This is a genomic window from Nocardia sp. XZ_19_231, from assembly GCF_015355705.1.
Lineage (GTDB): Bacteria > Actinomycetota > Actinomycetes > Mycobacteriales > Mycobacteriaceae > Nocardia > Nocardia salmonicida.
On sequence record NZ_JACUZI010000002.1, the window covers coordinates 205,627 to 223,942 of the forward strand.

Consider the following 18,316-nt stretch of genomic DNA (forward strand, 5'->3'; position numbering starts at 1 on the left):
GAGCATGGGTTCAACTTAGTGCTACGTTCGGCGTAACTTGAACCAACGCTCAACTTAGGAGTATTTGATGGGTACGCTCGCGATCTTCGGCTACGGACCAGGACTCGGCACCGGGACGGCACAGCACTTCGGCCGCAATGGTTTTCGGATCGCGGCGATCGGACGCGACCCGGTGGCGCGCGCCGCGGCCCTGCGTGCGGAGGGCATCGACGCCGAACCGTTCGTCGCCGACGTCACCGATCCCGCGCAGGTGCTCGACGTGATCGGCCGGGTCGAGGAGAAGCTGGGGCCGATCGATGTCGCGCTGCATTCGGCGGCCGCCGACATGTCGGTACGCAGCGCCACGACCATCGACGTCGACCTGCCGTCACTCGAGCTGCCGATCGCGCTCAAGGTGTACTCGCCGATCCTTCTCACCCGCGCCCTGCTGCCCGCGATGATCGCCCGCGGCAGTGGCACGCTGCTGTTCACCTCCGGCGCCTCCGAGGAGTACTTGCAGCCCTACCTGGCAAATGTCGGGGTCGCGCTGGGGGCGCAGCGCGCCTACGTGCGGCAGCTGGCGCGCGAAGTGGAAGGCACCGGTGTCTACGTCGGGCTGTTCGCGATCGGCTCGCTCATCGAGAACAGTGCGGTCCAGTCGGTCATCGATGCCAACCCCGACCTCGTGCCCGCCGGGCTGGTGCTGCCGCGGATCGGTAATGCCGAGCTGGGCGCGCGGTTGTGGCGCATGTACACCGAGCGCGACACGGTGGAAGTCGAAGTCGGCTTCGCGTCTTGACCTTGACGTAGCGTCAACTTGCAGAGTGGAGGGACCGACGAGAAAGGGAGCAGGTCATGGTGGGTGAATGGTCCATTCAGGACCTCGCGAAGGCCGCGGGAACCACCAGTCGTACGTTGCGCCACTACGGGCAGCTCGGGCTGTTGGAGCCGAGCCGGATCGGGGCGAACGGCTATCGCTATTACGACCAGACCTCTCTCGTTCGACTGCAGCGAATTCTGCTGCTGCGCGAACTCGGCCTCGGCCTTCCCGTGATCGCCGAAGTCCTCGCCGGAGAACAGGACACCGCCGGTGCGCTGCGGACCCACCTGGAACTGCTTCGGCAGCAGCAGGATCGGGTGGCGCGGCAGATCGAGTCGGTGTCGACCACTTTGCACAAGACGGAAAGAGGTGAACCGCTCATGGCCGCAGAGGTTTTCGACGGTTTCGACCACACGCAGTACAAGGACGAGGTGACCGAGCGCTGGGGCAAGGAGGCCTACGAGAGCGGTGACCGCTGGTGGCGCTCGCTGACCGATGCCGAGAAGGAGAGGTTCCAGCAGACCCAGCTCGACATCGCCGCCGACTTCGGAAAGGCCTTCACCGCAGGACTTCCGGTGGAAGGCGACGTCGTCCAGGCGATCGTCGCCCGGCATCGCGCCTGGCTCGTCAGCGGCGCACAGGGCAGGCCGGTGTCGAACGAATACCTGCTCGGACTCGGCGAAATGTACGTCGCCGACCCGCGCTTCCGAGCCAACTACGACGTGCACGGCGAAGGCGTTGCCGAGTACATCCTCGAAGCCTTCAGGGCTTACGTCGCAGCTCATCCCGCCTGACGGTTGTCGTCGAGGACATTAGGCTGCCGAAGACCGACACGCATGATGTGTCGCAGAGGTCGCGAGGGGGAGCGATGGATGACCAGCAAATTCCGCAGGGCCATGTGCCGCAGAAAATCGAAACGGTGTCGAATCCGCCCGTCGCGGTCGTGCTCGTCGGCGTCGGGTCCGTCGTGGTCGGACTGTTCGGGCTGAGCCGAGCTGTGGCAGCCCTCTCGTCTCTGCGCGCCGCCTCCACCCGGTGGAAACAGCCGGGATTACCCGTCGAATGGAATCTCCAGATGATGGAGCATCAAATCGACCTCGCGGTCGGCGCGGTGCTCGCGGTGTTGCTCGGGCTGGGCGGAGTGCTGATGTTCGGTCGGCGTGCGCGCGGACTGAACATGGTGATCGTCGGTAGCGGGCTCGCGATCTTCGCGCTCTGGGGCGCGGCGGCCATGTCTCCCGGGTCCGGCGAGCTGGTGGCTTTCATCCTGTACTCGCTGCTCCCGTGCGGGATTCTGGTCGGCTCGCTGCTGCCATCGAGTCAACGATGGATTGATTCCGGGCCGAACGCCCAGCTCGCACAGTCGAACACCCCGCACCCGCCGGTTCCGCCGTATAACTGACGGCGACGTCGACAGATTTGCGGGGGCAGTGGTGGAACAGGTGCGGCCGGAGCGGCCTTCGCGCGCGGTGACCGCGCTGATCGCGGGCCGGCTCGGGGTGCTGGTCGGCGCGGCGGGAATCTTCGTCGGCACGGTGACCGCGGTACTGCGGGCGGCGGGTCGCGAGCTCGACCTCGATTACGTGGGCGCGGGGATCGTGGGTGGGCTCGGGGTGGTCTATCTGGTCGGGGCGGTGCTGTTGCTGCGGCGGCGGATGGTCGGCAGGCGGTTACTGCTCAGCATGGCGGCGGTGATGGCGGGGGCGACTTTGCTGGTCATCGTGCTCAACGGGGCCAGCCATGGATGGGGGTTCGGGCCGCTGGATTTCTGGTTGATCGTCAATGTGGTGATCCTCGCGCTCAGTCTCAGCGAGCCGACGCGGCGTTGGACCGCTACGCGCTGAAGCGGTACGGGATACGGTCGGGGGATGGTCGTGCTGGAGACGAAGTCGAAGAGCGGTGAGGTGGCGGCGATCGTGGCCGTGTGCCTCGCGGGGTGCGCCGCGGTGGCGAATCTGGTGGGGACCGTGGTTCTGGTGCGGTCGTTCCTGAGCGATCCGGGCGAGCTCGACGACTCGCTGACCCTGTTCGCCACGCTCGGCGCGCTGGTGTCGGTCTTCGCGTTCGTCTACGGCGGCGTGCTTTTGGCGCGCCGGGACGAGACCGGGCGATGGGTGATCATGGTCGCCGCGGGCACGCAACTCGCCCTCGGAGTACTCGGCCTGCTCGCCACGCTCGTGAACTACGACTCCGGGTACGGAATCCACTGGTTCGCCGACGAATCCGTCGTTCGTTCACTTCTGATCGGCCTCGGTGGGGTACCCGGTGCCGTGACGGCGATCGTGAATCACAGTTGGGCGGCGGCACTTTCGGGTGCGGTGTTCGGTGGGCTCGTGCTGTTGGTCGCGGCACTGCCGCAAACCGCGGCGCACACCCTCGCTCGCCCGGAAAGTGTTGTCGGACCGACCGTATAGTTTCAGCAGGTCAGCATCGCGGCGGAGGGTGTTGCGAGGCCGCGACACGAGATAGTGGCTACAGGTACAGCTCGTCAGGAGGGGGACATCATGGGGTATCCGTACGGTCCACAGCAGGGCCACGACCCATACGCGGGACAGGGGTACGCGCAACCCGGCTACGGGCCCGACCCGTACGGCGGTCAGCCGGGCTATCCGCAGCCCTACGGCGCGCCCGTCCAAAACGGTTATGGCGCACCGGCTTACGGCGCACCCTATCCGTACGCGCCGGGCTACGGTGAGCCGCGAGCGGGCGGTGGCACGGCGATCACCGCCGCGGTCATCTCACTGCTGCTGTCACTGCTCGCACTGGCCGGCATCGGTATCGCCGCGGCGATCCTGTTCGGCGAGGACACCGGCCGCGCCGCCGGGGACGAGATTCGAGCCGCGGCGACCGTCAGCCTGCTGGTCGGGACCGCGGTGGGCCTGCTGTGGTTGCTCGGCGCGATTCTGCTGTTCCGTCGCAAGACCGCGGGCCGGGTGATCCTCATCCTGCTGTCCACGCTTGCCCTGATCTTCAGCGCGATATCGATCGTGGCGGCGGTCTCGAGCGGGTCGGAAGAGCCTGCGGTCACCCTGATCGGCGGCATCATCACCAGCATCATCCCCCTCCTGATCCTGGTGCTCGCCGCCGCACCGTCCACCGGCCGCTGGATTCGCGCCGGGCGGACCGGCGGATACCCGCCTCAGGGGTACTGACGGTGGACTCCGGGCCGGTCACTTTCGTCTGGGATGAATCGGCCCTGGTCAAGGCGTGGTCGGAGACTCCGCCGGGACAAACGGTGGTCTTCCGATACGCTGGGCACCCGTGACCGCCGCATCGTCCTCGGGTAATTCCGTCAACGCAGATTCCAACGCCCCGGCAAACCAGTACGACCTGATCGTGGTCGGCTCCGGTTTCTTCGGGCTGACCGTCGCCGAGCGTGCCGCGAACGTGCTGGGCAAGCGGGTGTTGGTGATCGACCGCCGCTACCACCTGGGTGGCAACGCCTACTCCGAACCCGAACCGGAAACCGGTATCGAGATCCACAAGTACGGCGCGCACCTGTTCCACACGTCGAACAAGAAGGTCTGGGACTACGTCACCCAGTTCACCGAGTTCACCGGGTACCAGCACCGGGTGTTCGGGCTGCACAAGGGCCAGGCGTACCCGCTGCCGATCGGCCTCGGCATGATCTCGCAGTTCTTCGGCCGCTACATCACCCCGGAAGAAGCCCGCAAGCTCATCGCCGAGCAGGCCGCCGAGGTCGAATCCGCCGACGCGCAGAACCTCGAGGAGAAGGCGATCTCGCTGATCGGCCGCCCGCTCTACGAGGCGTTCATCCGCGACTACACCGCCAAGCAGTGGCAGACCGACCCGAAGGAACTGCCCGCGGGCATCATCACCCGCCTGCCGGTGCGCTACAACTTCGACAACCGCTACTTCAACGACACCTACGAGGGCCTGCCCAAGAACGGCTACACGAAGTGGCTGGAGAACATGGCCGCCTCCGACCTCATCGAGGTCAGGGTGAACACCGACTGGTTCGACGTGCGCGACGAGATCGTCGCCGCCAGCCCGGACGCCCCGATCGTCTACACCGGCCCGCTGGACCACTACTTCGACTACTCCGAGGGCGAGCTGGGCTGGCGCACCATCGACTTCGAGACCGAAGTTCTCGAGACCGGTGACTACCAGGGCACCTCGGTGATGAACTACAACGACGCCGATGTCCCCTACACCCGCATCATCGAGCCGCGCCACTTCCACCCCGAGCGCGACTACCCGACCGACAAGACGGTCATCATGCGCGAGTTCTCCCGCTCGGCGCAGACCGGCGACGAGCCGTACTACCCGATCAACACCCCCGACGACCGCGCCAAGCTCCTCGCCTACCGTGAGCGGGCCAAGCAGGAAACCGCCGAGAAGAAGGTGCTGTTCGGCGGCCGTCTCGGCACCTACCAGTACCTGGACATGCACATGGCGATCGGTTCGGCGCTGAACATGTTCGAGAACGTGCTCCGCCCGCACCTGGAATCGGGCGCGGCGCTGGTGGACGAGGCATGACCAAAGCGATGCTCGAAGACGTGACCACCGAAACTCGCGCCATCTCGCTGCTGCAGCGGGTGATCCTGCCGCGACCGGGTGAGCCCCTCGACGTGCGGACCCTCTACCTGGAGGAATCCACCACCAACGCCCGTCGCGCCCACGCCACCAGCCGCACCGCGCTGTCGATCGGCGCGGAGTCGGAGGTGTCGTTCTGCACCTACTTCAACGCGCTGCCCGCCAGCTACTGGCGTCGCTGGAGTGTGCTGAAGTCGGTGGTCCTTCGCCTGGAGCTGGCCGGGCACGGTCGGGTCGACGTCTACCGCTCCAAGGCCGACGGCTCGCGAATTCACGTGCAGGGCAAGGAGTTCGCCGTCGCGCAAGGCGCCGACTCGGTGGACGTCGAGTTCGAAACCGATCTCGGCCCGTTCGAAGACGGCGGCTGGATCTGGTTCGACATCACCACCGACACGGCCGTCACGCTGCTGTCCGGCGGTTGGTACGCACCGCAGCAAGCACCCGGTACTGGCTCCATCGCGGTCGGCATGCCGACGTTCAACCGCCCCACCGACCTGGTCAAGACGCTCGCCGCGCTCGGCTCGGATCCGTTGGTACTCAACAACATCGCCGCGGTGATCGTCGCGGACCAGGGCAACCGCAAGGTCGTCGACGAGCCCGGTTTCACCGAAGCCGCCGCGACCTTGGGCGACCGGCTCGCCATCTGCGACCAGCCCAACCTCGGTGGCTCCGGCGGGTACAGCCGGGTCATGTACGAGGCGCTGAAGACCGACGCCGAGTTCATCGTCTACATGGACGACGACATCGAGATCGAGCCCGACTCGATCCTGCGCGCCCTCGCGTTCTCCCGGTTCGCGAAGTCGCCGCTGCTGGTCGGCGGGCAGATGCTGAACCTGCAGGAGCGTTCGCACCTGCACAGCATGGGCGAGGTCGTCGATCGCTCGATCTTCATGTGGTCCTCGGCGCCGAATGTCGAATACGACCACGACTTCTCGAAGTACCCGCTCAAGGACCGCGACAACTCCAAGCTGCTGCACCGGCGCATCGACGTCGACTTCAACGGCTGGTGGACCTGCGTGATCCCGCGTCAGGTCGCCGAGCAGATCGGTCAGCCGCTGCCGCTGTTCCTCAAGTGGGACGACGTCGAGTACGGCCTGCGCGCGCGCGAGGCCGGCTACCCGACCATCACCCTTCCCGGTGCGGCCGTCTGGCATATGGCCTGGTCCGACAAGGACGACGCCATCGACTGGCAGGCGTACTTCCACCTGCGCAACCGCCTCGTCGTCGCCTCCCTGCACCTGCCCGGTGACGGCAAGCCGATGATCGTGAACACGATCAAGGCCACCCTCAAGCACCTGCTGTGCCTGGAATACTCCACGGTCGCCATCCAAAACGAGGCGATCCGCGACTTCCTGGCAGGCCCCGAGGGCCTGTTCGACCTGCTCCCCACCGCGCTGGGCAAGATCCACGGCATGCGCAAGGAGTTCCCGGACGCGGTCGTGGTGCCCTCGTCCACCGAACTGCCGCTGGCCAACCGCCACGGTGTCGGCGCGGTCGGCGAACCGGGCAACCCGCTCGCCAAGGTCGCGCGCCTGGCCAAGGGCGTGGTGCACAACTTCCGCAAGGCCGACCCGGCCGCCTATGAGACGCCCCAGCTCAACGTGCCGACGCTGGACGCGCGCTGGTACCTGCTCTCGCAGGTCGACGGTGTCACCGTGACCACCGCCGACGGTCGCGGCGTCGTCTACCGCAAGCGTGATCCGCGACAGGCCCGCGACCTGCTCAAGGAAGCGATGCGCCTGCGCAAGGAACTCACCGCCCGCTTCCCGGAGATGCAGCAGCGCTACCGGGCCGCGCACGCCGAGCTCACCAGCACGGCGGCGTGGGAGAAGACCTTCGGCCTGAACGGAACCGAGAAGTGACTGACACCGAACTGCCCGAGCTCGAACTGGCCGACGAGGGCTGCTGCGGCGGCTGCGATTGCAGCGGCGACTACGTAGAGGTCCCGGTAGAGGTCGCGATCCTCAACGCCGTCCAGGGCACCATCGGCAACAACCCGGCCGTCGTCTCCGCCGCGCGCGGCATGTCGCATTTCGGCGAGCACGCGCTGGGCTGGGTCGGCATCGCCGCCGCGGGCTGGCTGGTCGACAAGCCGCGTCGTCGGCAGTGGGCCGGTGTCGCTGTCGGCGCTGTCGGCGCGCACGCCGCGTCCATCGTGATCAAGCGGATCGTGCGGCGTCCGCGCCCCAATGATCCGTCGGTGCAGGTCAACGTGTCGACGCCGAGCAAGTTGAGCTTCCCGTCCTCGCACGCCACGTCCACCACGGCGGCGGCGGTGTTGCTCGGTCGCCTGACCGGGCTACCCTTGCCTGCGGTGATCGTCCCACCGATGCTGCTGTCCCGAGTTGTGCTCGGGGTGCATTACCCTTCCGACGTGATCGCCGGTTCCGCTTTGGGGGCCGCGTCGGCTGCTGCCGTGCTAGCCGCCGAAAAGAGACTCCGACAGTGACCGCAACTGAAAGAACCTTGGCTGAGATGAGCGAAGAACCGTCCGCCGCCGTCCTTGACGAGGGTGCTGTGAAGGGCCCGCCGAAGACGCTGCTCGGCGGTGTCATCAAGGCCATGCGCCCACGTCAGTGGGTGAAGAACGTCCTGGTGCTCGCCGCACCGCTCGCCGTCGGACCGGAAGCGGTCGGCGACGCGAGCGTGCTCCTGCATGTCGCGATCGCCTTCATCGTGTTCTGCATGGCGGCCTCCGGCATCTACCTGGTCAACGACTCGCTCGATGTCGATGCCGACCGGGCCCACCCGACCAAGCGGTTCCGGCCCATCGCCGCCGGCGTCGTTCCTGTCAACCTGGCTTACGCTCTCTCGGCCGTGCTGCTGATCGCTTCGATCGCCGGTTCGTTCCTGGCGTCGTGGCATCTGGCCGTGGTGATGGCGATCTACATCGGCATCCAGCTGGCGTACTGCCTCGGCCTCAAGCACCAGGCCGTGCTCGATATCTGCATCGTGTCCTCGGGCTTCCTCCTGCGCGCTGTCGCCGGTGGCGCGGCGGCGGGCATCGCCCTTTCGCAGTGGTTCCTGCTGATCATGGCGTTCGGATCGCTGTTCATGGCCGCGGGCAAGCGCTACGCCGAACTGCAGATCGCGCTGGACACCGGCGCAAAGATCCGCAAGTCGCTGGAGTACTACACCCCGACCTACCTGCGCTTCATCTGGACGCTCGCGGCCACCGCGGTCGTGGTCTTCTACGGCCTCTGGGCATTCCAGCAGGACTCGGCTCGAGACACCCAGTGGTACTCGATCTCGATGATCCCGTTTACCATCGCAATCCTGCGTTACGCGGTCGACGTCGATGGTGGCGAGGCCGGTGAACCCGAAGAGATCGCGTTGGGGGACCGCATCCTGCAGTTCCTCGCTATTGCCTGGATCGGAGCGGTAGGTGTCGCTGTCTATCTCACCTGACGAGATGTTGGTAGCGGAGCAGGATTCAACCGAAGACGAGCAGCTACGCGACGACGAGTCGCCGCGTAGCGACGCGCGTTCCTCGGTTCTGTCCCGCACCATCTTCGTCGGTGGGGTGATATTGACCGCCGTGCTGTTCACGGTGGGTGCGTGGCAGCGGCGCTGGATCGCCGATGACGGCCTGATCGTGCTGCGCACGGTCCGCAATCTGCTCGCGGGCAACGGCCCGGTCTTCAATGTCGACGAGCGGGTCGAGGCCAACACCAGTACCGCGTGGACCTACCTGATCTGGTTCTTCTCCTGGCTCACCCAGGCCCGTCTCGAGTACGTGGTGCTCGTGGTGGCTCTGGTGGTCTCGGTGCTCGCGGTGGTGTTCGCGATGCTCGGCACCGCGCGGCTGTGGGGTGGAACCAGTGGTCAGCTGCTGATTCCGGCCGGTGTGCTGGTCTACATCGCACTGCCGCCCGCGCGTGATTACGCCACCTCCGGGCTGGAGAGCGGTCTGGTGATCTGCTGGGTCGGGCTGCTGTGGTGGCTGATGATCCGCTGGAGCCAGGCCGCTGTCGTTCGCGTGCCGGGCCTGTTGGGTCTGGTCTTCCTGGCCGGGCTCGCACCACTGGTTCGCCCCGAGGCCACGCTGATCGGCGTGCTCGCGCTCGGCATGATCTTCCTGACGCCGATGCCGCAGTTCCGGTTCGGGCCGGTCGTGCTGCGCGCGCTGATCGTGCTCGTCGCCGGGATCGTGCCGGTGGGCTACCAGGTCTGGCGCATGGGCTACTACGGCCTGCCCTATCCGAACACCGCGGTCGCCAAGGACGCGGGCGGAGCCAAGTGGGGCCAGGGGGCCACGTACCTGTGGGACCTGGTCGGCCCGTACTACCTGTGGATTCCGCTGCTAGTGCTGCTGATCGCCGGCGTGGTCGCGGGGATCGCGCGTGGCTTCGCGCTGCCGCGGTTGTCGGTGGCGGGCGTGCGGGCGTGGCTGCGTTCGCCGAGCGCGGTGGTCGTGATGGTGCTGGGCAGCGGTCTGCTGCTCACCGTGTACGCGGTGCGCGTCGGCGGCGACTTCATGCACGGGCGAATGCTGCTCACCCAGCTGTTCCTGCTGCTGTTGCCGGTGGCTGTGCTGCCGATCCCGACGCGTCTCGGGAAGGCCGATTGGTCGGTCGTGGCGCTGTTGATCGCGCTGCTGGGCACCGCGGGCTGGTCGCTGTACGCGTCGAACACGACCGCGATCACGACCGGGACCAAGATCCGCTCGTCGGGCATCGTCGACGAGCGCATCTACTACGTGCTCAACACCGGCAAAGACCACCCGATCCGGGCCGAGGACTATCTCGACTATCCGCGGATGCGGGCCATGGTCAACGACATCGCCGCCAATCCCAAGGGCGGCCTGCTGCTGAACTCGCCCGCGTTCACGTTCTGGTACCTCGATCCGCCGCCGGAGCCGATCCCCGAGGGGGGCTCCGGGCACACGGTCTACTTCCTGAACCTGGGCATGACGAGCATGAACGTGCCGCTCGACGTCCGCGTGATCGACCCGATGGGCCTGTCCTATCCGCTCGCCGCGCACTCGGACCGGCTGGCGGACGGCCGCATCGGCCACGACAAGAGTCTGCTGCCGGACTGGGTGGTGGCCGACTCGGGAATGGTCGACATCCACCCGTGGATGCCCTGGTACATGGACGAGCAATGGGTCACCCAGGCGCGCACGGCGATGTCGTGCCCGCAGACCCAGGCGCTGCTGGTCTCCGTCCGCGACCCGCTCACCTTCGACCGGTTCAAGCACAACTTCCGCAACGCCCTGGCGTTCTCGAAGTATCGAATCGATCGGATCCCCAAGTACGAGATCCAGCGTTGTGGTCTCATCGACCCGTTCCCCGAACCGCCGCGCTGAAATCGGCCCGGTCGGTCGGTATAAGTACCCCTCTAGCTATGACCTACACCGGCTGGCCAGCACTTATTTAGTGGTGTTCGCCGCTAAATCACTTTTCGGTAACGCCAAGCTATCGATGTAGCGATATGGTCACTGGAGGAACGGCCCGTCGGCGCACTGGTGTGCCGGTAATCAGTCGGCGGTCATTGCAACCGCGGTTCCGCGCGAACCGCATGAGGAAAGGCCCATAACAGAATGCGTGGCGGACGTCTCAGAGCCCGGGGAGCCGGCTGGCTCAAACGATCGGTGCTTCTCTCCCTGGCTGTAGTGCTGCCGATCGGTGCGGCGGTGGCCGGTCCCGCCGGCACCGCGACCGCGGCCTTCGATCCCACCGGTTTCGACTTCTGGGTCGACTCGGAAATGGGCCCGATCAAGTCGCGGATCTTCCGCGCGGCCGATGGCAACACCAATCGGGTCGTGTACGCGCTCGACGGTATGCGTGCAGGCGACGACCTCAGCGGCTGGGAGAAAGACACCAATGTCGCCCGCGCCCTGATGAACGCCAACATCAACGTCGTGATGCCGGTCGGCGGCCAGTCCAGCTTCTATGCCGACTGGAACGCACCGAGCAGCTACTTCGGTCTCGATGCCGGTTCGGGTGGTAGCTCCACCGGTTCGGCCGCGACCGGATCGTCGATGACCGGTTCGTCGGTCGCGCCCACCCAGGTGGCAGGCAAGAAGAATACCTACCGGTGGGAAACTTTCCTCACGAGCCACCTGCGCAACGCGCTGTCGGCGCGCCTGGGCTTCAACCCCAACAACAACGGCGTGTTCGGTCTGTCGATGGGTGGCTCCGCCGCCCTGACGCTGGCCGCCTACCACCCCGACCAGTTCAGCTTCGCGGGCTCGTTCTCCGGGTACCTGAACATCTCGGCGCCCGGTATGCGTGAAGCCATGCGTGTCGCGATGATCTCGGCTGGTGCCTTCAACATCGACGCGATGGCGCCGCCGTGGGGCCAGCAGTGGTTCCACATGGACCCGTTCGTCTTCGCCCCGCGCCTGGTCGGCAACGGCACCCGCATCTGGGTCTCCGCGGCCAGCGGTATCCCCGGCGCAGGCGATGTGTCCAACCCGATGGAGATCGTCCAGGGCGTTCCGCTGGAGCTGCTCGCGATGGTGAACAGCCGCGCGTTCCAGGTCCGCATGGCCACCCTCGGTGGCGGCAACGCCCACTTCGACTTCCCGATCACCGGCGTGCACAACTGGCGCAACTGGGAGACCGAAGTCAACCGCATGATTCCGGACCTTTCCGCGAACATCGGCTAGTCGAACCCGCAAGACCCGAAGCCGCCCGGTGCCTCGTCGCACCGGGCGGTTTTCTCGTTTTCGTCACGATCCGAGCGACACGCGGTGACGAATCATGTGCGACAGATCACCGGGAGTTGTGCTCCGGGTCACTTTCCAGCAACATGTAGACCATTCGTCACCGATTAATACACAGTGAGCATGCGTCGAGGTTGAATCGTCCGTTTTGCCCTGGATTGATTCCTCTCGACGTCCGATGAGGGATCCGACTGCGTAGCTCGGGGTTTGCGCGTTCGGTCTGCGAGAAAGGTCTAGTCGAATGCGAACACTGCGCCGCAAGTGTGGGCCCGTGAAGACCGCAGCCCCTGGTTCGTGGGCTCGGCGCTGGGCCGCAGGCGTATCCATGGCTCTGCTCGTTCCGATCGCGACGGCCGTTACCGGGGGAATCGCCCCCGCCTCGGCCGGATTCAACGGCAATGCCTTCGATTTCTGGGTCGATTCCGGGATGGGTCCGATCAAATCGCGCGTGCTGCGCGCCGCCGACGGCAACACCAACCGCGTCGTGTACGTCCTAGACGGCATGCGCGCACCGGAGAATCTCAACGGCTGGGAGATCGAAACCGATATCCCGAATGCGCTGGCCGCGGCGAATATCAATGTGGTGATGCCCGTCGGCGGTATGTCCAGCTTCTACGCCGACTGGAACGCGCCGAGCGATTTCTTCGGCATTCCCGGCAGCGGCGCGCCGGCCTCGGGTTCGGGCGCGGGCAACGCGCTGTCCGGCGGCCCCGGCAAGAGCTACCGCTACCAGTGGGAATCGTTCCTCACCGGCGACCTGCGCAACGCCCTCGCCGACCGCCTCGGCTTCAACCGGTACCGCAACGGTGTGTTCGGTCTGTCGATGGGCGGCTCGGCCGCGCTGACGTTGGCCGCCTACCACCCGGATCAATTCTCCTTCGCCGGTGCGTATTCCGGTTACCTGAACATCTCGGCCCCCGGCATGCGCGAGGCGATTCGCATCGCGATGCTCGACGCGGGCGGCTACAACGTGGACGCCATGGCACCGCCGTGGGGCCCACAGTGGCTGCGGATGGATCCGTTCGTGTTCGCCCCCAACCTGGTAGGCAACAACACCCGGCTGTGGATAGCGGCGGGCTCAGGCTTGCCGACCAATACCGACGGCCCGAACGTCGGCACCGTCAACGGGATGGCGCTGGAAGCCTTGGCGCTGGCCAACACTCGGGCTTTCGAAGTCAGGATGGCGACGCTCGGCGCCCGTAACGTCACCTACTCTTTCCCGGCCTTCGGCATCCACGCCTGGAACAACTGGAATGACGAAGCCCTGCGGATGATTCCGGATTTGTCCAACAACATCGGGTGAACATCACAGAACCGGCACCGCGAGTTTTGCGGTGCCGGTTCTGTCTGTCCCGATGACCACGCCACGCGAGGCCCACAGGGCCGAAAACCCCGCGGCGCCAGCCGCCAATATCCCTGCCCTTGCAGTTAATTCGCGCGTGGAATATCCTCCAGCGAGCGTAAGTGTGACCAGATCGTTGTTTCATCCGTCTGATCGACCGGGCTGTCGGGGCCGTGTCGGCGGCGGTCAGCGCGTCTGGCATGCCATAACAGCAGAAAGAGAGCGGAATTCACATGCGTTTCGGCAAGGCCGTCGCGCCGGCATCTCGTAGTTGGCGTAATCGAATTCTAGCTGTCGGCGCTGCAGCCCTTGTGCTGCCGATCGCCGCGGGAGCGGCCCCGACCGCGCTCGCCGCACCGGTGTCGGCACCCGCGCTGCGCGCACCGGCCGGTGGCTACGAAGAACTGATGGTGCCCTCGAAGATGGGCCCCGTGAAGGTCCAGGTGCAGTGGGCGCGCAACGGCGGCAACGCCGCGCTCTACCTGCTCGACGGCCTTCGCGCCCGTGACGACCGCAACGCCTGGTCGTTCGAGACCAACGCGATGCAGCAGTTCGCAGGCGACAACGTCACCCTGGTGATGCCGGTCGGTGGCCAGTCCAGCTGGTACGCCGACTGGACCGCCGCCAGCAACACCAACGGCCAGAAGACCACCTACAAGTGGGAGAGCTTCCTGACCGAAGAGCTCCCCGCCTTCCTCGAGGGCTACGGCGTGTCCCGCAAGAACAACGCGGTGCTCGGCCTGTCGATGTCGGGGCCGGCCGCGCTGCGCCTGGCCGCGCTGAACCGCGATCAGTTCAAGCACGCGTCCTCGCTCTCGGGCCCGTTGAACTGGGGCGCTCCCGGCATGCGTGAGGCCATCCGCGTGATGATGCTCGACGCTGGCCGTTTCAATGTCGACGCCATGGCCGCTCCGTGGAGCTCGGCGTGGCTGCGGATGGACCCGATGGTGTTCGCGCCCGAGCTGCGCGGCCTGCCGATGTTCATCTCCTCGGCCAACGGCCTGCCCGCCCAGCACGACAAGCCCGCCGGTCTCGGCGGTGCCTACAACACCGCCAACGCGATGGGCATCGAGGCCATCTCGTTCGTGAGCACCCTGGCGTTCCAGCGTCGCCTCAACACCCTCGGCATCAACGCCGTCTACGACGTCGGCGCCTCCGGTACCCACTCGTGGAAGTACTGGGAAGACGAGCTGTGGAAGGCCCGTCCGCACATCCTGAATGCACTGGGCGCTTAGTAGTTTCCGCTCAGCAACACCTCGAAGACCGGCTCACCCCCAGGGTGGGCCGGTCTTTTTGCTGTATCGGTCCCTCGCGTGTCCTCCCCAGTTATCGCTGCCGACTGCGGTACAACCGACGGTGAGGCTGTGTCCCAATTCCGGGATGAGGAAGGTCGCGTGTGATGAAACATCGTGTCTCGGTACATAGTGTCTCAGCGCCGATGCGGCGGATCCTCGGAATCGCGGCCATGTCGGCGGCGCTGTTCGCGCCGGCTGTGGCCGTTCCCGCGCAGGCCCAACCGGTGGTGTCCGGGGTGCAGCGGGTGGACTGGCTCTCGGATCGGCGAGTGGCGCTGTGGGTGTACTCGGCCGCCATGAAGACCCCGATCCAGGTGCAGATGCTGTTGGCGCGGGACTGGAATGCGCGTCCCGACGCGAAGTTCCCGATGATGCTCATGCTCGACGGTCTGCGCGCGCAGGACGACGAGAACGGCTGGACCAAGGACGCCGACGCCGAGGGCTTCTTCGCCGACAAGAACGTCAATGTGGTGCTGCCGGTCGGCGGCCAGTCGAGCTGGTATTCGGACTGGCTCGCGCCCGACAACGGCTTCACCTACAAGTGGGAGACGTTCCTGACCAAGGAACTCCCGCCGATCCTCGAACGTGACTGGCGAACCACGGATGTGCGTGGCGTGCAAGGACTGTCGATGGGCGGCACGGCGGCGATGAACCTGGCGGGCCGCAACCCCGGGCTGATGAAATACGTGGCCTCGTACTCGGGCCTGCTCACCACGACGACGCTCGGGATGCCGCAGGCGATCACCTTCGCCAACAAGGACGCGGGCGGCTTCGACGCGGGCGCGATGTGGGGCCCGCCCGGCAGCCCCGAGTGGGATGCGCACGACCCCTATCAGCTGGCCGACAAGCTCAAAGGCGTCAGCATGTATGTCTCCAGCGGCAGCGGCCTGGCCGGCTCGCACGATCAGCTCGGTGAAGTGCCGTTGATGAGCGAGAACTGGGCGGGCACCGGCCTGGAGATCCTCTCGCGGCTGTCGACCCAGAATTTCGTCGCCAAGCTCGAGAAGCTGGCGATTCCGGTGCAGGCGAATTACCGGCCCGCGGGCACACACACGTGGCCGTACTGGGATTTCGAGATGCGGCAGTCCTGGACGCAGGCCGCGGCGGCACTCGGTACCGATCCCGGCGGCTCGACCTGCGCGCTGGGTGGGGCGATCGGCGGGGTCGCGCAAGCGGCGAACTGGCTGGGCAACTGCCTGACCGCCGAGTACCCGGCCGGCACCGGAATGGTGCAGGACTTCCCGAACGGTCGGGTGTTCCACTCGGCCGCGGCGGGTACGCACGCGGTGGCGGGGCGGATCGGTGGCACCTACGCCGGTATCGGCGGCGCGTCCTCGCTGCTCGGCTTGCCCAACGGTGACGAGCGCGGCCTGCCCGACGGGCGCGGCCGCATGCAGACCTTCGAAGGCGGCTCGATCTACTGGACCCCGCAGACCGGCGCGCAGGTGATGCGCGGCGCGTTTCTCGAGGAGTGGGGCAAGCAGGGTTACGAGGGCGGTCCCGCCGGCTATCCGGTGGCCGCCGAGGCGCCGACACCCAGCCGTGACGGCTCGGTACAGGCCTTCGAAAACGGTCCGATGTTCTACAGCCCGGCCACCGGCGCACACCGGGTGCAGGGCTTCGTCCTGGACAAGTACAGCCAGCTCGGCTTCGAGACCAGCCCGCTCGGTTTCCCGGTAGCCGGGGAGGCGCCGCTGAAGGATCTCGGGCGCTACAGCCGGTTCGAGGGCGGCAACATCTATTGGAGCCCGCTGTCGGGCGCCTGGTCGGTGCGCAACGGCGCGCTCGCCGATACCTGGGGAGCGCAGGGGTTCGAAAACGGCAGACTCGGGTATCCGGTGAGTGACGAGTTCGCCGTTCCCGGCGGAATCCAGCAGAACTTTCAGACCGGGTTCATCGTGGTGCGCGACGGCAAATCCGAAGTACACGGGGTGTGATCTCGGGCTGAGAACTTTCTGAGCTTCGCCGCTCGGTGCCCGGCACCGCCGAGTGTCCGGCTAGCCTGGTCTGCGACCGCTCCCCTGACGAACGATCGAGGAAAGACATCTTCATGCATCGGATCTCTGGCAAGGTAGCCGGATCGGTCGCGGCCCTGGCTGCCGTCGCCCTGTTGTCCGCCTGTGGCGGCAACGACTCGACCGCGTCGCAGACGCCCACCCTCTCCAGCAGTGCCGCCGCGAAGTCGACGACGACGCCGCCCGTGGTCATCGAGCCGCCGGCCGAGGCACCGTCGAGCACCGCGCCGGAGCCGAGCGCGTCTGCCGAGGAGCCGACGCCCCTCCCGCAGACCAGCCCCGCCGCCCCCGCGGCCGGCAAGGACAAGGCGTTCCTCGACGAGTTGAGCAAGAACGGCATCACCCCGGGCGACCAGACGACCGCGCTGACCACCGCGACCTACATCTGCTCGACCAAGGGAACCGGCGCCAGTGACGCCGATGTCGCCACCTTCGTCGCCGCGATGGCGGGCACCGACCCGGCCTTCGACGCGTCGAAGATGGATGTCAACAAGGCAGCACAGATCTACATCGCTGCCGCGAACTCCACCTACTGCTAGTGACGCCCCGACCGACGCGACGCTCCCGCGGGTTCTGGCCTGCGGGGTGCTTCACCGTGCTGGCGCTGCTCGTGCTGGCGATCATCGTCATCGTGCTGCTCTGGTACCTGCTCGCGGGCCGATTGAAGGAGCCGGGGCCGACACCACCCGGCCCGCCGCCGCCGACCTCGCAGTCGGCGGATTGCCCCGATGTGATGCTGCTCTCGATCCCGGGCACCTGGGAGTCGTCGAGCGTCGACGATCCGTACAACCCGCAGGCGAACCCGATCTCGTTGATGCTCAGCGTTTCCGGGCCCCTGCGCGCGCAGTTCCCGGAAAACCGGCTCGAGGTGTACACCGTCCCGTACGTGGCGCAGTTCTCGAACCCGATCGCGTTCCCGCCCGACGGCCAGGCTTCCTACAACAACAGCCGCACCGAGGGCACCGCGCGCGCCACCGACGTGCTGGCTCAGCGCCACAAGGAATGCCCGTTGACGAACTTCGTCATCGCGGGCTTCTCCCAGGGCGCGGTGATCGCCGGTGACGTCGCCGCGCAGATCGGTGCGGGCAACGGCCCGATCCCGGAAGCCAATGTGCTCGGCGTGACGGTGATCGCCGACGGCCGTCGTACCGCGACCGGTCCCGGTCAGCCCACCGAGATCGGCGACCCGCCGCCGGCGGGCGAGGGCGCCGAGGTGGCGCTCAAGGGCGTCAATGTGCCCGGCATCAGCATGACCGGTCCGCGACCTGGCGGTTTCGGCACGCTGGCGCCGAAGGTGAACTCCATCTGCGCGCCCGGCGACATGATCTGCGACGCACCACGCCAGGCACTCAATCCGGCCAACGCGCTGGGCAGCCTCGCGGCGCTGATCCGCTCCGCGGGTAACCCGGTGCACGCGCTGTACGCCACGAATCCGGTGGACGGTGACGGCACAACGGCCACCCAGTGGACGGTCGACTGGGCTGCCTCACTCATCGAGAACGCACCGCATCCGCCCCATTCTTGACGGAGTTGTCACAGTCACAGTGGGGGCGTGATTGCCATGGATCATGCCTCGCTGTGACATCCGCACGCCGGATCGCTCGCACGCTGTAAAGTGCGCTGGGAATTGCGCCCGAG

Annotated in this window: 17 protein-coding genes; all 17 read left to right on the plus strand. The window is 66.7% G+C overall.

The genetic code is table 11. The features are described from left to right. The first annotated feature begins 67 nt into the window (after positions 1–67). The 17 genes from IBJ82_RS08180 to IBJ82_RS08260 all read left to right on the plus strand — a co-directional run bounded on the left by IBJ82_RS08180 (position 68) and on the right by IBJ82_RS08260 (position 18,203). Positions 68–778: an SDR family oxidoreductase gene (locus tag IBJ82_RS08180; RefSeq protein ID WP_194825380.1), complete on the plus strand. Its 711-nt coding sequence runs from the start codon at positions 68–70 to the stop codon at positions 776–778. Positions 779–834: 56 nt separating this feature from the next. Beyond that, positions 835–1,593, plus strand: coding sequence for a MerR family transcriptional regulator (locus IBJ82_RS08185; RefSeq protein WP_194825381.1), 759 nt, complete (start codon positions 835–837; stop codon positions 1,591–1,593). 74 nt (positions 1,594–1,667) lie between these two features. Then, the gene (locus IBJ82_RS08190) at positions 1,668–2,201 is read left to right on the plus strand and encodes a hypothetical protein (RefSeq protein ID WP_194825382.1); all 534 of its coding nucleotides are present in this window, start codon (positions 1,668–1,670) and stop codon (positions 2,199–2,201) included. Positions 2,202–2,232: 31 nt separating this feature from the next. Then, positions 2,233–2,643, plus strand: coding sequence for a hypothetical protein (locus IBJ82_RS08195; protein WP_194825383.1), 411 nt, complete (start codon positions 2,233–2,235; stop codon positions 2,641–2,643). Positions 2,644–2,667: 24 nt separating this feature from the next. Continuing rightward, positions 2,668–3,213: a hypothetical protein gene (locus IBJ82_RS08200; RefSeq protein WP_194825384.1), complete on the plus strand. Its 546-nt coding sequence runs from the start codon at positions 2,668–2,670 to the stop codon at positions 3,211–3,213. Positions 3,214–3,303: 90 nt separating this feature from the next. Continuing rightward, positions 3,304–3,951, plus strand: coding sequence for a hypothetical protein (locus tag IBJ82_RS08205; RefSeq protein ID WP_194825385.1), 648 nt, complete (start codon positions 3,304–3,306; stop codon positions 3,949–3,951). A 109-nt stretch (positions 3,952–4,060) separates the two neighbouring features. Then, positions 4,061–5,299: a UDP-galactopyranose mutase gene (gene glf, locus IBJ82_RS08210; RefSeq protein WP_194825386.1), complete on the plus strand. Its 1,239-nt coding sequence runs from the start codon at positions 4,061–4,063 to the stop codon at positions 5,297–5,299. Then, a complete protein-coding gene (locus tag IBJ82_RS08215; RefSeq protein ID WP_194825387.1) occupies positions 5,296–7,218 on the plus strand; it encodes a glycosyltransferase in 1,923 nt (640 codons plus the stop codon). Before glf ends, IBJ82_RS08215 begins: the two co-directional genes overlap by 4 nt. A gap of 98 nt (positions 7,219–7,316) precedes the next feature. Then, a complete protein-coding gene (locus IBJ82_RS08220) occupies positions 7,317–7,805 on the plus strand; it encodes a phosphatase PAP2 family protein (RefSeq protein ID WP_056822783.1) in 489 nt (162 codons plus the stop codon). A gap of 26 nt (positions 7,806–7,831) precedes the next feature. Then, a complete protein-coding gene (locus IBJ82_RS08225) occupies positions 7,832–8,764 on the plus strand; it encodes a decaprenyl-phosphate phosphoribosyltransferase (RefSeq protein WP_194825388.1) in 933 nt (310 codons plus the stop codon). Positions 8,765–8,768: 4 nt separating this feature from the next. After that, the gene (zomB, locus tag IBJ82_RS08230; RefSeq protein ID WP_228536803.1) at positions 8,769–10,664 is read left to right on the plus strand and encodes a flagellar motor control protein ZomB; all 1,896 of its coding nucleotides are present in this window, start codon (positions 8,769–8,771) and stop codon (positions 10,662–10,664) included. Positions 10,665–10,898: 234 nt separating this feature from the next. Continuing rightward, positions 10,899–11,969, plus strand: coding sequence for an alpha/beta hydrolase family protein (locus IBJ82_RS08235; RefSeq protein WP_194825389.1), 1,071 nt, complete (start codon positions 10,899–10,901; stop codon positions 11,967–11,969). Between the two features lie 298 nt (positions 11,970–12,267). Then, positions 12,268–13,329, plus strand: coding sequence for an alpha/beta hydrolase (locus IBJ82_RS08240; RefSeq protein WP_370585221.1), 1,062 nt, complete (start codon positions 12,268–12,270; stop codon positions 13,327–13,329). A 272-nt stretch (positions 13,330–13,601) separates the two neighbouring features. Beyond that, on the plus strand, positions 13,602–14,603 hold the full coding sequence (locus IBJ82_RS08245) for an alpha/beta hydrolase family protein (RefSeq protein ID WP_194825391.1): 1,002 nt from the start codon (positions 13,602–13,604) through the stop codon (positions 14,601–14,603). A 203-nt stretch (positions 14,604–14,806) separates the two neighbouring features. Beyond that, positions 14,807–16,600 (plus strand): alpha/beta hydrolase-fold protein, encoded by a 1,794-nt coding sequence (locus IBJ82_RS08250; protein WP_194825392.1) that lies wholly within the window; start codon positions 14,807–14,809, stop codon positions 16,598–16,600. Positions 16,601–16,713: 113 nt separating this feature from the next. Next, positions 16,714–17,217, plus strand: coding sequence for a DUF732 domain-containing protein (locus tag IBJ82_RS08255; RefSeq protein ID WP_194825393.1), 504 nt, complete (start codon positions 16,714–16,716; stop codon positions 17,215–17,217). Beyond that, positions 17,211–18,203: a cutinase family protein gene (locus IBJ82_RS08260; protein ID WP_370585290.1), complete on the plus strand. Its 993-nt coding sequence runs from the start codon at positions 17,211–17,213 to the stop codon at positions 18,201–18,203. Before IBJ82_RS08255 ends, IBJ82_RS08260 begins: the two co-directional genes overlap by 7 nt. Positions 18,204–18,316 lie beyond the last annotated feature (113 nt).